This is a genomic window from Nocardioides marmorisolisilvae (genome assembly GCF_003725775.1).
GTDB classification, from domain to species: Bacteria; Actinomycetota; Actinomycetes; order Propionibacteriales; family Nocardioidaceae; genus Marmoricola; species Marmoricola marmorisolisilvae.
In genome coordinates this window covers 1,158,712-1,173,873 of record NZ_RJSG01000002.1, presented here as the reverse complement: position 1 = coordinate 1,173,873, position 15,162 = coordinate 1,158,712, and the positions used below count along the sequence as shown (strand labels likewise).

Here is a 15,162-nt window from a genome sequence, read left to right as displayed (position 1 = left end):
AAACCGAACGCCCTGGACAGGTTGAGCCTGCCAGATAAAGCTCCTTAGAAAGGAGGTGATCCAGCCGCACCTTCCGGTACGGCTACCTTGTTACGACTTCGTCCCAATCGCTCGCCCCACCTTCGACAGCTCCCTCCGTAAACGGTTGGGCCACTGGCTTCGGGTGTTGCCAACTTTCGTGACGTGACGGGCGGTGTGTACAAGGCCCGGGAACGTATTCACCGCAGCGTTGCTGATCTGCGATTACTAGCGACTCCGACTTCATGGGGTCGAGTTGCAGACCCCAATCCGAACTGAGACCGGCTTTTTGGGATTCGCTCCACCTTGCGGTATCGCAGCCCTTTGTACCGGCCATTGTAGCATGCGTGAAGCCCTAGGCATAAGGGGCATGATGACTTGACGTCATCCCCACCTTCCTCCGAGTTGACCCCGGCAGTCTCTTATGAGTCCCCACCATTACGTGCTGGCAACATAAGACGAGGGTTGCGCTCGTTGCGGGACTTAACCCAACATCTCACGACACGAGCTGACGACAGCCATGCACCACCTGTATACGAGTGTCCAAAGAGACCTCTATCTCTAGAGGCTTCTCGTATATGTCAAACCTAGGTAAGGTTCTTCGCGTTGCATCGAATTAATCCGCATGCTCCGCCGCTTGTGCGGGCCCCCGTCAATTCCTTTGAGTTTTAGCCTTGCGGCCGTACTCCCCAGGCGGGGCGCTTAATGCGTTAGCTGCGGCACGGAACTCGTGGAATGAGTCCCACACCTAGCGCCCAACGTTTACGGTGTGGACTACCAGGGTATCTAATCCTGTTCGCTCCCCACACTTTCGCTCCTCAGCGTCAGGTAATGCCCAGAGAACCGCCTTCGCCACCGGTGTTCCTCCTGATATCTGCGCATTTCACCGCTACACCAGGAATTCCGTTCTCCCCTGCATACCTCTAGTCTGCCCGTATCGGAAGCAGGCTCAGGGTTAAGCCCTGAGTTTTCACTCCCGACGTGACAAACCGCCTACGAGCCCTTTACGCCCAATAATTCCGGACAACGCTCGCACCCTACGTATTACCGCGGCTGCTGGCACGTAGTTGGCCGGTGCTTCTTCTGCGGGTACCGTCACTTGCGCTTCGTCCCCGCTGAAAGAGGTTTACAACCCGAAGGCAGTCATCCCTCACGCGGCGTTGCTGGATCAGGCTTTCGCCCATTGTCCAATATTCCCCACTGCTGCCTCCCGTAGGAGTCTGGGCCGTGTCTCAGTCCCAGTGTGGCCGGTCACCCTCTCAGGCCGGCTACCCGTCGAAGCCTTGGTGAGCCATTACCTCACCAACAAGCTGATAGGCCGCGAGCTCATCCTTCACCGCCGGAACTTTCCACCACCATCAGATGCCTGAAGTGGTCGTATTCGGTATTAGCTCTCGTTTCCGAGGGTTATCCCAAAGTGAAGGGCAGATTGCTCACGTGTTACTCACCCGTTCGCCGCTCGTGTACTCCCGAAGGAGCCTTACCGCTCGACTTGCATGTGTTAAGCACGCCGCCAGCGTTCGTCCTGAGCCAGGATCAAACTCTCCATTGAAATCTTGCGCCAACCACCGAAGCGGCTGACAAATCTCTTAGATCGTTTTCCTCTAGCGGGATCAAAAACTGACATATGTCAGAATTATTGTTCCTACAAAGGAACCGTCGACTAACCGTCCGGCGAACCGGACAAACCAGTCGAACGGGTATCAAACTAATTCGTCGACTTTTGGCACACTGTTGAGTTCTCAAGGATCAAGCGCGCACCGCAGTTCGGCCTCTCGGCCTGGCTGGGGGGCAACCTGGTAAAACTTACCGGTCTCGGTCAGTCGAGTCAAATCGACTTCTTCGTCCGGATCCCCGCTCCTGGCGACCTCCACCGAGCTGGTCTGAGGCCGTCAAAGCGCGCACTCGTTCCGCCCCGGTTTGGGGGTCTTGCGAAGGGGGTTTCGCCTCGGGGCCGGCCGCCCGGCCTTCTGGCCTTGCGTCCCGCCGCTCCCTGGCGACAGGAGAGAACATTATGGGCGAGTTACACGCGCGTCAAATCGAGACGGTGTGGTCCGGGCCACATTCCGCGTTGTCGCAGGTCAGGGCCCGTTTGTCTGGTTCGCGACCAGTCCTCGCGCGTCCTCCGGACGGGTGCACCCGGCTCGACGCAGCGCGCTCTCGAGCTCCTCGCGAACCCGCTCCAGGACCTCCACGACCCCCGCTTCTCCCCCGGCGGCCAGGCCGTAGAGCGGCAGTCGTCCGAGAAAAACAGCATCGGCACCCAACGCAAGTCCGGCGAGGACGTCGAGCCCGCTGCGCACGCCGCCATCGACGAACACCGGGACATCACGGGCGAGCTGGTCGCGGATCGCTCCCAGGCTCTGTGCGGTCGCGACCGTCCGGTCGAGCTGGCGGCCGCCGTGGTTCGACACCCAGACCGCGTCGGCACCGGCCTGCACGGACCGCAGCGCGTCATCGGCCCGTGAGACGCCCTTCACCACGACCGGGAGTCCGGTCAGGCGCGCCACGCGGGCGAGATCGTCCGGTCCGAGGTCGGCCGCATGGCCCGGCGGACCGAGCAGTGCCGGGTCGTCGTGGTTGAGCCGGTAACCGGCAGCCTCCTCGTCGAGCGCCTCGTCCAGATCGGCGCGGACCCGGGTCCCGGCCGCATCGACGGTCACGGCGATCGCGCGCGCGCCGGCAGCCGCGGCGCGCTCGAGCACCGGCTCGATCAGCGAACGGTCCTCGGGCACGTACAGCTGCAACCACCAGGTGGCTCCGGTGTCCCCGATCTCGGAGAACAGCGTCCCGGCGTTGCTGGGCACGCAGAGCAGGGTGCCGGTGGCGGCCGCGGCACGGGCCATGGCCAGCTCGCCGTCGGGGTGGGCCAGGCGTTGCAGCGAGCTGGGCGCGATCGCGATGGGAGTCGTCACGGTGGCACCGAGGACCTCCGAGCTCAGATCGACCCGGCTCACGTCGGTCAGGACGCGCGGTGCCAGTCGGACCCGGAGCCAGGCCTGCTCGGCCTCAGCCGTGGTGAGGCCGTCACCGGCTCCGTCGGCGAAGTAGCGGAACACGGCGGCGGGCAGGCGCTCCTGTGCCCGCGCCACCAGGGCGTCCTGCCACCGCTGTTCCACGACTCAGCCGATCTCGACGCCCGCCAGGTTGCGCTTGCCGCGCCGCAGCACCAACCAACCGCCCGCCACCAGGTGGCTCTCGTCCGGGACGAGCTCGGGATCGGTGACCCGCTCGTTGTTCAGGTAGGCACCGCCCTCGGCGATCGTCCGCCGCGCGTCGCCCCGGCTCTTCACCAACCCCGAGCCGACCAGCAGGTCGACGTACGAGGTCCCCAGCGATGCCTGGGTGGCACCAGCTTCGCGCAGCGCCGAGGCCAGCGTCGCCGGGTTCAGGTCGACGAGCGCTCCTCCACCGAACAACGCCGCAGCGGCCGCTTTGGCGTTCTCGGTCTCCTCCGCGCCGTGCACCAGGGTGGTGACCGCGTCGGCGAGTGCCTTCTGGCCGGCCCGCAGGTGGGGCGTCTCGGCGGTCTGCTTCTCCAGGTCCTCGATCTCGGCCCGGGAGAGGAAGGTGAAGACCCGCAGCAGCTCGCCGATCTTGGCGTCCTCGGCGTTCAACCAGAACTGGTGGAACGCGTACGGGGACATCATCGTGGCGTCCAACCACAGCGCGCCGCCCTCAGTCTTGCCGTACTTGGTGCCGTCGGACTTCGTGATCAACGGGGTGGCGAACGCGTGGGCCCTGCCACCGTCGGCCCGCCGGATCAGCTCGACCCCGCCGGTCAGGTTCCCCCACTGGTCGGAACCACCGAACTGCATCGTCACGCCGTGCTGGCGGTACAGCTCGAGGAAGTCCATCGACTGGAGCAGGATGTAGCTGAACTCGGTGTAGCTGATGCCCGCCTCGAGGCGGCTCTTCACCACGTCCCGGGCGAGCATCCGGTTCACCGGGAAGTGCTTGCCGATGTCGCGCAGGAAGTCGATCGTCGAGAGCGATGCGGTCCAGTCGTAGTTGTTCACCATGGTCGCGGCGTTCTCGCCCTCGAAGGACAGGAACGGCTCGATCTGCCGACGGACCCGGTCGACCCAGTCCTTGACCGTGTCGAGCGAGTTCAGGGTCCGCTCCCCCGACTCCTTCGGGTCGCCGATCATCCCGGTGGCACCGCCGACCAGCGCGTACGGCGTGTGTCCGGCCAGCTGCAGGCGGCGCGCGGTGAGGATCTGCACCAGGTTGCCCATGTGCAGGCTGGGAGCGGTCGGGTCGAAGCCCACGTAGAACCGGACGCTCCCCGACGTCAGCGCCTCACGGAGCGCGTCGAGGTCCGTCGAGTGCGCGATCAGGCCGCGCCACTCGAGGTCGTCCAGGAGCTGGGGATCAACAGTCACAGGGCAAGCCTGCCGTATGGGGCCGCTGTTCGCCGCACCGGGTTTCGACAGGCTCAACCAGCAAGTACGTCAGCGGATCCCGAACTTCCGCATGAACCGAAGTCCCTTGACCGTCTGGTCGACCTGCTTGGTCCAGTCGGTGTCCGGCGGGTTGCTCAGGACCTGCTTCTTGAGGACCGCGACGTTCTGGACGTCGGTGTACTTGAGCATGCCGGCGTCGCCGTGGCGGCTGCCGACACCGGAGGTCTTGAAACCACCGGAGGTGCTCTTCTTCGAGGCGTACGACGCCGCGAGGCCGTCGTTGATGTTGATGTTGCCGGCCTCGATGCGGCGCCCGACCGCCTCGGCGGCCTTGAGGTCCTTGCCCCAGACGCTGGCGTTCAGGCCGTAGTCGGTGTCGTTCGCCAGGGCGACGGCCTCGTCGACGGTCTTGTAGGTGTAGATCGAGGTGACCGGCCCGAAGGTCTCGGTCTTCGCCAGGATCATGTCGGGAGTGATGTCGGTGAGCACGGTCGGCTCGTAGAAGGCCGGGCCGAGGTCCGGGCGGGCCTTGCCGCCGGTCAGCACCGTGGCACCCTTCGCCACGGCGTCGTCGACGTGCGACTCGATGCGCTCGCGTTGCGGTACCGAGACCAGCGATCCCATGTCGGGGCTGAAGTCGTACTTGGCGTCGACACCGATGGCCTGGGCTGCCTCGACGAAGCGCTGGGTGAACTCGTCCTTGCGCTGCTCGGAGACGTAGATCCGCTCGATGTGCATGCAGGCCTGGCCGGTGTTGAGGAACGCAGCCATGATCGTGCCCGGGATGACCTCGTCGAGGTTCGCGTCGTCCAGGACGATCAGGGGGTTCTTGCCGCCGAGCTCCAGGGTGCAGCCGATCAGGTTCTGGCCGGCCTGCGCGCCGATGACGCGACCGGTCGCGGTCGAGCCGGTGAACATCACGAAGTCGGCGTTCTCGACGATGGTCGAACCGATGTCCGGGCCCTCGCCGCAGACGATCTGCACCAGGCCCTGCGGCATTCCGGCCTCGTAGAGCAGGCCGACGCCGTAGGCGACGTTCAGGGTCGACTTGTTGTCCGGCTTGAGGACGACGCCGTTGCCCGCGATCAGCGCCGGCATCGCGTCGGACAGGCTGGTCGCGAACGGGAAGTTCCACGGCGAGATCAGGCCGATGACGCCCTTGGGCACGCGGACCTCGGTCGAGGTCGACACGAGCGGCACGACGCCGCCGTGCTTCTTCTCCTTGAGGATCCGCGGCGCGGCCTTGATGTAGTGGCTGGTGACCATCAGGACGTCGCAGGTCTCCTCGAACGCCATCCGCCGGGCCTTGCCGGTCTCGACCTGCATCAGGTCGGCGATGATCAGGCCGTCGCGCAGCAGCAGCTCGTGGAAGCGCTTCATCACGTCGATGCGCTGCTTCAGCGGCCACGACGCCCAGACCGCCTGGGCCTTGCGCGCGCCGGCGTACGCCGTCTCGACGTCCTCCGGGCTGGACTGCGGGAGGTCGAGCACCTTCTCGCCGGTGTAGACCTCGGTCAGCGGGTAGCTGCGACCGCTGGTGGAGACCACCATGCCGGTGAGCTTGGCGAGGAGTTCGGGCGTGACGGACGCGGGCAGAGTCATGGACAAACTGTAACGCGTTCTAGTTCTGCTGTCACCGGCTCCGTCACGAGTCGGTCCCTTGCTCCCCGACGTGTCAGCCGGCGGACTTCAGGTCGATCTTGCAGGTGTCCTTCGCCTGCTTGGCGATCGCCGCCCCGGCCTTCTGCACCTTGTCCGAACCGATCTCCTGGAGCTTGCTGGTCAGTCCGGCCAGCTTGCTCGGGTCGGCGCCGGCGGGCAGTTGCCCGGTCATCAGGGTGCCGATGTCCTCGACCTTCAGGCCGGCCTCGTTGAGCGCGTCGGTCAGCGCGTCCATGGCGGCGACCATCGTCGCCCAGTCGTCCTTGATGTCGCTCGGCGCCTTCTTCGCCAGGCCGTGCGCGTTGTCGATGAAGTCCGCGACCTTCGCGAAGTCCGGAGTGGCGTTGTCCGCGGTGAAGGCCTTGATGCCGGCTGCCGAGGACTTCAGATCCTTGCAGTAGTCGCTGCTGCTGCTTCCGCTGCCGCCACCGCTGCTGCTTCCGCACCCGGTGATGAGACCGGTCGCTAGGACCGCCGTGGCCGTCAGGGCCGAGAACCTACGCATGCCGTACTCCCTCGATCAGGTCCGCCGCACGCGGACGGCGCCAACCTAGTGGTTCGCCACGGACCTGGGAACCGTCCGTACGGCTGGTCCAGCCCGGTTCGATCAGCCCTTGCGGGTCAGGTCCACGTCGCAGGAGTGGGCTGCGTGCTGGGTGATCTCGTTGGCTGCCTTGGTCACGATGTCCGCGCCGAGCTGCTGGTACTTCAGGGCCAGGCCGGCGGTCTGCGCCTGGGTGACCCCGTCGGGCAGCGTGCCGGTGCTCAGGAAGGTGGCGAACTGGGCGTACGTCATCCCGACGTCGGCGAGGCCGTCGCTGAGGCTCTGCAGGGTGCTGGTGATGACGCTCCAGTCCTCCTTCACCTCCTTCGGGGACTTGCTCTCCAGGTCCTTCGCGTCCTTGAGGAAGGCCGGGATCTTGGCGAAGTCCGGCTGGACGGCCGGCGAGGTGAAGTCGGTGAGCGTCTGGGCGTCCGCCTTGACGGTGTCGCAGTAGCCCGAGCTGCCGCCGCAGCCGGAGACCAGGCTGGAGCCGAGCAGCGCGGCTGCCACCATGACGGGGATCTTCTTCACTGCCGCTCTCCTGGGATCGGGGCCGCGCTCGCGGCGCGCCCAAACTAGTTCGTCGTGCGTGAACGCGGCTTGGCCGGCACGTAACGGGAGACCGTCGGGTCCTCGGTGATCCAGAAGCGCCACGGACGTTCCGCCGCCGGCCGCAGGCCGACGCGCGGACCCGTGGAGATCGCGGCCGTGTCGAGCGGATCGCCGAGCTCCAACCGGACCGGCCCGTCCACCAGGCTCGTCCCCTTGTCGCGCAGGTCGATCGCCAGCGCGTCGCAGAGCCGTGCCGGCCCGCGCGCCAGGTCCCGGGCGGATCCGGTACGCCGGGCGCGCGCGGTCTCGACCCCCTCGACGACCTCGCCGGCTCGGAGCAGCACGGCCGAGGCATGGCCGTCCGGGCCGCACACGACGTTCGCGCAGTGGTGCATCCCGTAGATGAAGTAGACGTAGAGGAAGCCGGGCGGGCCGAACATGATCTCGTTGCGCGGTGTCGGCCCGTTCGCCGCGTGGCTGCCCGGATCGTTCGTCCCGTCGTAGGCCTCGACCTCGGTCAGACGCACCGCCACGTCGCCGTGTCGCAGGGTCGCCCCGAGCAGTCGTGGGGCCACCTCCAGGACGGGGCCGGCGAGCACGTCGGCGAGGGTGGCCATGCACCGATCCTCCCCGTTGTCGGTGGTCGGTGTGAAGGTAGGTCCATGCCCGTGAGCCTCGAGGACGTGCGCGACATCGCGCTCACCCTGCCGCGCGCCTACGAGGCGACGGTGCGGGAGGCGACCAAGTTCCGCGTCGGCAGCATCGTGTTCGCGGCCGTCTCCCCCGACGAGACACGGCTCGGCTTCGGCTTCCCCCGCGAGGAGCGGCAGGCACTGGTCGACAGCGAGCCCGACAAGTTCATGCTGCCGCGGCCCTCGGACATGCGCTACCAGTGGGTGGCTGCCCGGATGGAGGCGCTCGAGGTCGACGAGCTGCGCGAGCTGATCATCGACGCCTGGACGATGTGCGTGCCGAAGAAGGTCGCCGCGCAGTACCTGGCCGAACTCGACTGACCCGGGCAGGATCGGTGCCATGGACGAGAAGCAGACACCGACCGTCGCCCAGGTCTTCGACATGCTCGCCAGCACCTACGACCAGACCGGGGTGGAGTTCTTCGGCCCGGTCGGCGCGAAGCTCGTCGAGCTGCTGGACGCCCAGCCCGGCGAGCGCTGCCTGGACGTCGGGTGCGGGCGCGGCGCGGTCACCCTGCCGCTCGCTGCAGCCGTGGGAGCCGGGGGCAGCGTCCACGGGGTCGACGTCTCCCCCGGGATGCTGGAGGAAGCCCGCGGGCTCGCGGCCCGAGCAGGCCTGACCCAGGCGACCTTCGACGTCGCCGACGCGGGCGACCTGAGCCACCTGCCCGCCGACCACGACGTGGTCGCGTCCTCGCTGGTGCTGTTCTTCCTGGCCGACCCGGCGAGCGCGCTGCGCACCTGGGTCGAACGGCTCGCGCCCGGCGGCCGGATCGGGCTGGTGACCTTCGGCGTCGAGGACGAGGCCAGCAACGCCCTGGTCGACCTGCTCGACCCGTACGTGCCGCCGACGTACCGGGACCCGAAGTTCGTCGCCGCCGAGAGCCCCTTCACCAGCGAGAGCGGGATGGAGCGCCTGCTCGGCGACGCGGGCGCGCGCGAGGTGTCCACCACCCTCGTGCCGACGACCCTCGAGTTCCCCGACGTTCTGCACTGGCAGCGGTTCTCGCTCTCGACCGGTCAGCGGGCGATGTGGATGCGGATGCCCGAGGAGGACAAGCCGCGGATCCTGGCTCAGGCCGACGAGATCCTCGAGTCGACCCGGACAAGCGCAGACCAACCGTGCCGGTTGATCTGGAACATGCGTTACACCCTGGGACGGCGCTGAGTCAGAGCCGGTCGCGGGCTGCGGACGCACGGGCCCGGAGCTCGGTCAGCTGCTCGGCCACCCGCACCGGCGCCGTGCCGCCGCGGCCGGTCCGCGACGAGACCGAGCCCTCGACCGTGAGTACCGCCCGCACCGCGGGCTTCAGGTTCTCGTCGATCGCGGCGAACTGCTCGTCGGTCAGCTCGTGCAGCTCGATGCCGAGCTCCTCGCAGCGCCGTACGCACGCACCGGCGACCTCGTGCGCCACCCGGAACGGGACGCCTTCCCGGACCAGCCACTCGGCGATGTCGGTGGCGAGCGAGAAGCCCTGCGGTGCCAGCTCGGCCATCCGGTCGGTGTCGAAGCGCAGCGTGGCGACCTGCCCCGCGAAGGCCGGGAGCAGGACCTCGAGGGTGTCGACGGAGTCGAACACCGGCTCCTTGTCCTCCTGGAGATCCCGGTTGTAGGCGAGCGGCAACGCCTTCAGGGTGGCCAGCAGGCCGGAGAGGTTGCCGATCAACCGGCCGGACTTGCCACGCGCGAGCTCGGAGATGTCGGGGTTCTTCTTCTGCGGCATGATGCTCGACCCGGTCGAGAACGCGTCGTCGAGCGCGACGAACCCGAACTCCTTGGTCGCCCAGAGGATGACCTCCTCGGCGATCCGGCTGACGTCGACGCCGATCATCGCGGTCACGAAGGCGAACTCGGCCACGAAGTCCCGGGACGCGGTGCCGTCGATCGAGTTCGCGACCGAGCCGGTGAAACCCAGGTCCGCGGCCACCTGCTCGGGATCCAGACCGAGGCTGGAGCCGGCCAGCGCACCGGCGCCGTACGGCGACTCCGCGGCGACGCGTGCGTCCCAGTCGCCCAGCCGGTCGACGTCGCGCAGCAGCGCCCAGGCGTGCGCCATCAGGTGGTGCGAGAGCAGCACCGGCTGGGCGTGCTGCAGGTGCGTGCGCCCCGGCATGATCGCTCCGTGGTGCGTCTCTGCCTGGGCAGCGAGTGCGTCCACCAGGTCGAGCACATGCCCGGCGATCACGGCGGCGTGCTCGCGCAGGAACACCTTGAACAAGGTGGCGATCTGGTCGTTGCGGCTCCGTCCGGCCCGCAGCTTGCCACCGATCTCGGTGCCGACCTCGTCCAGCAGCAGGCGCTCGAGCGCGCCGTGCACGTCCTCGTCCGAGGGGTCCGGGTGCAGCGTGCCGGCGGCGAAGCGCTCACCCAGCGCGTCGAGCCCGCGCTGGAGCTCGTCGTGGTCGGCGTCGGTCAGCAGCCCCGCGGTGTGCAGCGCCCGGGCGTGCGCCTTCGACCCGGCGAGGTCGTACGGCGTCAGCCGCCAGTCGAAGTGGGTGCTGCGGGAGAGCGCTTCGAGCTCAGGCGCCGGTCCGCCGGCGAAGCGACCGCCCCAGAGCTTGCCCTCGTTGGTGGTGTTCATCAGTCCTCGTGTCCGTGGGTCTTGTTCGCCAGGTCGAGCAGCCGCTGGGCCAGCGCCTCGCCGCCGAGCGGGTCGCGGGAGATCACCAGCACCGTGTCGTCGCCGGCGATGGTCCCGAGCACCGCCCCGAGCTCGGCCTTGTCGAGCGCAGAAGCCAGGAAGTTCGCCGCCCCCGGAGGGGTCCGCAGCACCACTAGGTTGGCCGAGGCGTCGGCGGCGACCAGGAGCTCGGCGCACAACCGCGCCAACCGCGCCTCCGAGGCCGCGGTCTCACGGGCGACCAGGGGGGTGCGGTCGCCGCCCTCCCCGGGCACCGCGTAGACCAGCGCGCCCGAGGCCGCGCGTACCTTGACCGCGTCCAGCTCGACCAGGTCGCGGGACAGCGTGGCCTGGGTGACCACCACGCCGGCGGCCGAGAGCAGGTCCGCGAGCTCGGTCTGCGAGCGCACCTCCTCGGTGGCGAGCAGCTCGATGATGCGTTGCTGGCGGGCGTTCTTGGTCAGCGGGATCTGGCTCATCGGGTCACCAGCCACTGCATGATCGCCTTCTGGGCGTGCCGCCGGTTCTCGGCCTCGTCCCAGATCACGCTGCTCGGTCCGTCCAGCACGTCGGCGGTGATCTCCTTGCCCCGGTACGCCGGCAGGCAGTGCATCACGATCGCGTCGTTGCCCAGCGCCAGCAGGTCGGCGTTCAGCTGCCAGGGCCGGAACACCTCGGCACGGTCGGCCGACTCGGCCTCCTTGCCCATCGAGATCCAGGTGTCGGTGATGAGCACGTCCGCGCCCTCGGCAGCCTGCTTCGGGTCGTCGACGATCTGCGCCGAGCCTCCGGTGCCGGCCGCGATCTCCTGGGCCCGCGCGAGGATCGCCGGATCCGGCTGGAAACCGTCCGGGCCGCTGACCCGCACGTGCATCCCGGCGAGAGCACCGGAGAGCAGGTAGGAGTGGCCCATGTTGCAGGCGGCGTCCCCGAGGAAGGTCATGGTCAGGCCTGCGGTCGAACCCTTGTGCTCGCGGATCGTGAGCAGGTCGGCCAGCGTCTGGCAGGGGTGGAACTGGTCGGTCAGTGCGTTCACCACCGGCACGCCCGCGTAGGCGGCCATCTCCTCGATCCGGCTCTGGTCGTGGGTGCGCCAGACGATGAGGCTCGCCTGCCGACCGAGGACCCGGGCGACGTCGGCGATCGATTCGCGGGTGCCGATCTGGGCGAGGTTGCCGTCGACCACCATCGGGTGGCCCCCGAGCTCGGCGATGCCGGCCACGAACGAGGCCTGGGTCCGCAGGGTCGGCTTGTCGAAGATGATCGCGACCGTCTGCGGTCCGGCCAGCGGCTTGCTGTCGTACGGAGCAGCCTTCAGAGCCGCCGCCAGGTCGAGCACCTCCGCCTGCTCGGCAGCAGTCAGGTCGTCGTCACGCAGGAAGTGTTTGATCGGGCTGGGCGTGCTCACTTCTCCCCCTCGTAGGCGGCGTCGAGGATCGCGGGCCACGCCGCGAGGAACGCCTCCGCGTCAGCGTCGGTCAGGACGAACGGTGGAGCGAGCCGGATCCGGTCCGGGGTGGCGTTGTTGAGGATGAAGCCGGCAGCCAGCGCAGCCGCTGCGACCTCGGCGGTCAGCGGCTCGGTCAGCGTCAGCCCGATCAGCAGGCCCTCACCCCGGACCTCGACCACGCGCGGGTCGGCCCGGAGACCGTCGCGGAGCTTCTCGCCGAGCACGGTCGCCCGCTCCAGCAGGCCCTCGGACTCCAGCGTGCCGATCACGGCCAGGGCAGCCGCGCACGCCGGCGGATTGCCGCCGAACGTGGTGCCGTGGTTCCCGGGCTCGAGCAGGAACGCCGCGTCCCCGAGCGCGATGCAGGCGCCGATCGGGAACCCGCCGGCCAGGCCCTTGGCCACCGTGACGATGTCGGGCGCGACCTCCGGGTCCGCCGCTGCGGCGAACCACCGACCGGTCCGTCCCATCCCGGTCTGGATCTCGTCGAGCCACAGCAGGGAGCCGTGCTCGGCGGTGATCCGCCGGGCAGCGGCGAGGTAGTCGGCGGGCGGGACCATGACGCCGGCCTCACCCTGCATCGGCTCGAGGATGACGGCCGCGGTCTCGTCGGTGACGGCCGCAGCGAGTGCGGCGGCATCGCCGTACGGCATGAAGGTGACGTGGCCCGGCAGCGGCTCGAACGGTTCCCGGTACGCCGCTTTGGCGGTGAGTGCGAGCGAGCCCATCGTCCGGCCGTGGAAGGCCTCGGTCGCGGCCACCAGGTGCGTCCGGCCGGTGCGCCGGGTGATCTTGAGAGCCGCCTCGTTGGCCTCGGTCCCGGAATTGGTGAAGAACACCCGACCTTCCCGGCCGGTGAGCGAGAGCAGCTTCTCGGCGAGCTCGACCGCGGGCGGCGAGGTGAAGAAGTTCGAGACGTGCCCGAGCGTCTGCAGCTGCTCGGTCACCGCGGCGACGAGGGCCGGGTGTCCGTGCCCGAGGGCGTTGACGGCGATGCCGCCGAGCAGGTCGACGTACTCGTGGCCGTCCTCGTCCCACACGTGCGCACCCGCGCCCCGCACCAGCGCGACCTTGGGCGGGCCGAAGGTGTTCATCACGGCCTCGGCGTACCGGCTCTTGACGCTCATGCCGACCCCTTCGCCTTCCGGATCTTGGTGGCGACCCCGGGCAGCACCTGGGTGCCGACGCCCTCGTCGGTGAAGAGCTCGAGCAGCACGGCGTGCGGTTCGCGACCGTCGACGACGGTGGCCCGCGGCACGCCGCCGTTGAGCGCTGCGAGGCACGCCGCCATCTTGGGGACCATCCCGCTCTCCAGCGACGGCATCAGCTCGGCGAGCGCCTCGGGGCTGATCTCGCCGATGACGTCGTCGCTGTTCCCGTAGTCGCGGTAGAGGCCCTCGACGTCGGTGAGCACCAGCAGCTTCTCGGCCCCGAGCGCAGCCGCCAGCGCGGCAGCGGCAGTGTCCGCGTTCACGTTGTGCACGGCGCCGTCCTCGTCGGGTGCCACCGAGGAGATCACCGGGATCCGGCCGGCGTCGATCACGTCCTGCACCGCCTCGGGCCGGACCGAGGCGACTTCGCCGACCAGGCCGAGATCGACCTCCTCGCCGTCGATGATCACGTTGGTCTTCTTGGCGGTGAACAGGCCGCCGTCCTCGCCGGACAGGCCGACCGCCAGCGGTCCGTGCTGGTTGATCAGGCCGACCAGCTCGCGCTGCACCTGACCGACCAGCACCATCCGGACCACGTCCATCGCCTCGTCCGTGGTCACCCGGAGACCGCCCTTGAACTCGCTCTTGATGCCGAGCCGGTCGAGCATCTGTGAGATCTGCGGTCCCCCGCCGTGCACCACGACCGGCTTGAACCCGGCCATCCGCAGGAACACGATGTCCTCGGCGAACGCCTTCTTCAGCTCGTCGTCGACCATCGCGTTGCCGCCGTACTTCACCACCACGATCTTGCCGTGGTACTTCATCAGCCAGGGCAGCGCAGCAGCCAGCGTGCTCGCCTTGGCGGGCTCGACGGCGGGCCGCATCTCGTTCTCCTCGCCGATCTCCGGGGCGGTCATGAGCTGTACGCGCTGTTCTCGTGGACGTAGGCATGGGTCAGGTCGTTGGTCCACACCGTCGCCCGCTGCGTACCCGTCTTCAGGTCGATGGTCACACTCACCTCGCGCGGCTCCAGGTCGACGCCCGCCGGATCCTCCGCCGGGGTGGACTGCTTGCAGACCCAGACGCCGTTCATCGCCACGTCCAGGTCGGCCGGGTCGAAGGCAGCGCTGGTGGTGCCGACACTGGCCAGCACCCGGCCCCAGTTCGGGTCCTTGCCGAACACGGCGGCCTTGAAGAGGTTGCTCCGCGCGACGCTCCGACCGACCTCGACCGCGTCGTCCTCGCTGGCCGCGTTGAGGACCGTGATCGCGATCTCGTGGTCGGCGCCCTCGGCGTCCTTGAGCAGCTGCATCGCCAGGTCGGTGCAGACCTGGGTCAGGGCGTGCGTGAAGTCGTCGGCACTCGGTGTGATCCCGCTGGCCCCGCTGGCCATCACCGTGACCGTGTCGTTCGTCGACATGCAGCCGTCGGAGTCGAGCCGGTCGAAGCTGACCCGGGTCGCGGCCCGCAGCGCGGTGTCGAGGTCGACGGCGGGCACCACGGCGTCAGTGGTGATGACCACCAGCATCGTGGCCAGCTGCGGGGCCAGCATGCCGGCGCCCTTGGCCATGCCGCCGATGCTCCAGCCCGCGCCCTCGACGACGACCTGCTTGGAGACCGTGTCGGTGGTCATGATGGCGTGCGCTGCGTCGTCACCGCCGTCGGCGGCGAGACCCGCCACGCAGGCGTCGACCCCGTCGAGCAGGTTCTGCCGCGGGTTCGCCAGGCCGATCAGGCCGGTCGAGCAGACGACGACGTCGATCGCTCCGATCCCGAGTCCCGAGGCAACCTGCTCGGCGACCGCGTGGGTGGTCTGGAAGCCCTCGGGGCCGGTGTAGCAGTTGGCGCCGCCGGAGTTCAGCACGACGGCCTTCACGGTGCCGTCCTTGACGACCTCCTGGCTCCACAGGACCGGGTTGGCCTTGCAGCGGTTGGAGGTGAACACGGTGGCGGAGTCGAAGGTCGGGCCCTGGTTCACGACCAGGGCGAGGTCCTTGGCGCCGGTGGACTTCAAGCCGGCGGGTACGCCGGCGGCAACGAAGCCGGCGGGGTGGGTGACAGACATG

General features: G+C 68.5%; 14 protein-coding genes and 1 rRNA gene. 2 read left to right on the top strand and 13 right to left on the bottom strand.

Annotated features, from left to right (window positions below; all coding sequences use genetic code 11):
* Positions 1-48: 48 nt before the first annotated feature.
* From EFL95_RS09690 to EFL95_RS09660, 7 genes are all read right to left on the bottom strand, one after another.
* Positions 49-1,570: ribosomal RNA gene (locus EFL95_RS09690) — 16S ribosomal RNA — on the bottom strand.
* Between the two features lie 529 nt (positions 1,571-2,099).
* Positions 2,100-3,137 carry an alpha-hydroxy acid oxidase gene (locus EFL95_RS09685; RefSeq protein WP_123233774.1) on the bottom strand — a complete coding sequence of 346 codons (1,038 nt, stop codon included), beginning with the start codon at positions 3,135-3,137 and terminating at the stop codon, positions 2,100-2,102.
* A 3-nt stretch (positions 3,138-3,140) separates the two neighbouring features.
* Positions 3,141-4,403, bottom strand: coding sequence for a tyrosine--tRNA ligase (gene tyrS, locus EFL95_RS09680; RefSeq protein WP_123233773.1), 1,263 nt, complete (start codon positions 4,401-4,403; stop codon positions 3,141-3,143).
* 69 nt (positions 4,404-4,472) lie between these two features.
* Entirely contained in the window at positions 4,473-6,026 is a 1,554-nt protein-coding gene (locus EFL95_RS09675; protein WP_123233772.1) for a succinic semialdehyde dehydrogenase, read from the bottom strand.
* A 73-nt stretch (positions 6,027-6,099) separates the two neighbouring features.
* Positions 6,100-6,591, bottom strand: coding sequence for a hypothetical protein (locus EFL95_RS09670; protein ID WP_123233771.1), 492 nt, complete (start codon positions 6,589-6,591; stop codon positions 6,100-6,102).
* A gap of 102 nt (positions 6,592-6,693) precedes the next feature.
* On the bottom strand, positions 6,694-7,161 hold the full coding sequence (locus tag EFL95_RS09665; protein ID WP_123233770.1) for a hypothetical protein: 468 nt from the start codon (positions 7,159-7,161) through the stop codon (positions 6,694-6,696).
* Positions 7,162-7,205: 44 nt separating this feature from the next.
* A complete protein-coding gene (locus tag EFL95_RS09660; RefSeq protein ID WP_123233769.1) occupies positions 7,206-7,799 on the bottom strand; it encodes a DNA-3-methyladenine glycosylase in 594 nt (197 codons plus the stop codon).
* A 45-nt stretch (positions 7,800-7,844) separates the two neighbouring features.
* Here EFL95_RS09660 and EFL95_RS09655 point away from each other — a divergent pair, with 45 nt between their 5' ends.
* Positions 7,845-8,195, top strand: a complete 351-nt coding sequence (locus EFL95_RS09655) for an MmcQ/YjbR family DNA-binding protein (RefSeq protein ID WP_123233768.1) — start codon at positions 7,845-7,847, stop codon at positions 8,193-8,195.
* Positions 8,196-8,214: 19 nt separating this feature from the next.
* Positions 8,215-9,042, top strand: a complete 828-nt coding sequence (locus EFL95_RS09650) for a class I SAM-dependent methyltransferase (protein ID WP_123233767.1) — start codon at positions 8,215-8,217, stop codon at positions 9,040-9,042.
* Between the two features lies 1 nt (position 9,043).
* Here EFL95_RS09650 and argH read toward each other — a convergent pair whose 3' ends face one another.
* Genes argH through argJ form a run of 6 tightly spaced genes read right to left on the bottom strand, consistent with a single transcriptional unit; the run spans position 9,044 to position 15,161 of the window.
* Entirely contained in the window at positions 9,044-10,456 is a 1,413-nt protein-coding gene (gene argH, locus EFL95_RS09645; protein WP_123233766.1) for an argininosuccinate lyase, read from the bottom strand.
* Positions 10,456-10,974 carry an arginine repressor gene (locus EFL95_RS09640; RefSeq protein ID WP_123233765.1) on the bottom strand — a complete coding sequence of 173 codons (519 nt, stop codon included), beginning with the start codon at positions 10,972-10,974 and terminating at the stop codon, positions 10,456-10,458. Before EFL95_RS09640 ends, argH begins: the two co-directional genes overlap by 1 nt.
* Positions 10,971-11,903 carry an ornithine carbamoyltransferase gene (gene argF / locus EFL95_RS09635; protein WP_123233764.1) on the bottom strand — a complete coding sequence of 311 codons (933 nt, stop codon included), beginning with the start codon at positions 11,901-11,903 and terminating at the stop codon, positions 10,971-10,973. Before argF ends, EFL95_RS09640 begins: the two co-directional genes overlap by 4 nt.
* Positions 11,900-13,072, bottom strand: coding sequence for an acetylornithine transaminase (locus EFL95_RS09630; protein ID WP_123233763.1), 1,173 nt, complete (start codon positions 13,070-13,072; stop codon positions 11,900-11,902). Before EFL95_RS09630 ends, argF begins: the two co-directional genes overlap by 4 nt.
* A complete protein-coding gene (gene argB, locus EFL95_RS09625) occupies positions 13,069-14,013 on the bottom strand; it encodes an acetylglutamate kinase (protein WP_246004882.1) in 945 nt (314 codons plus the stop codon). Before argB ends, EFL95_RS09630 begins: the two co-directional genes overlap by 4 nt.
* The gene (gene argJ, locus EFL95_RS09620) at positions 14,010-15,161 is read right to left on the bottom strand and encodes a bifunctional glutamate N-acetyltransferase/amino-acid acetyltransferase ArgJ (RefSeq protein WP_123233762.1); all 1,152 of its coding nucleotides are present in this window, start codon (positions 15,159-15,161) and stop codon (positions 14,010-14,012) included. The genes argB and argJ overlap by 4 nt, the downstream gene beginning before the upstream one ends.
* Position 15,162 lies beyond the last annotated feature (1 nt).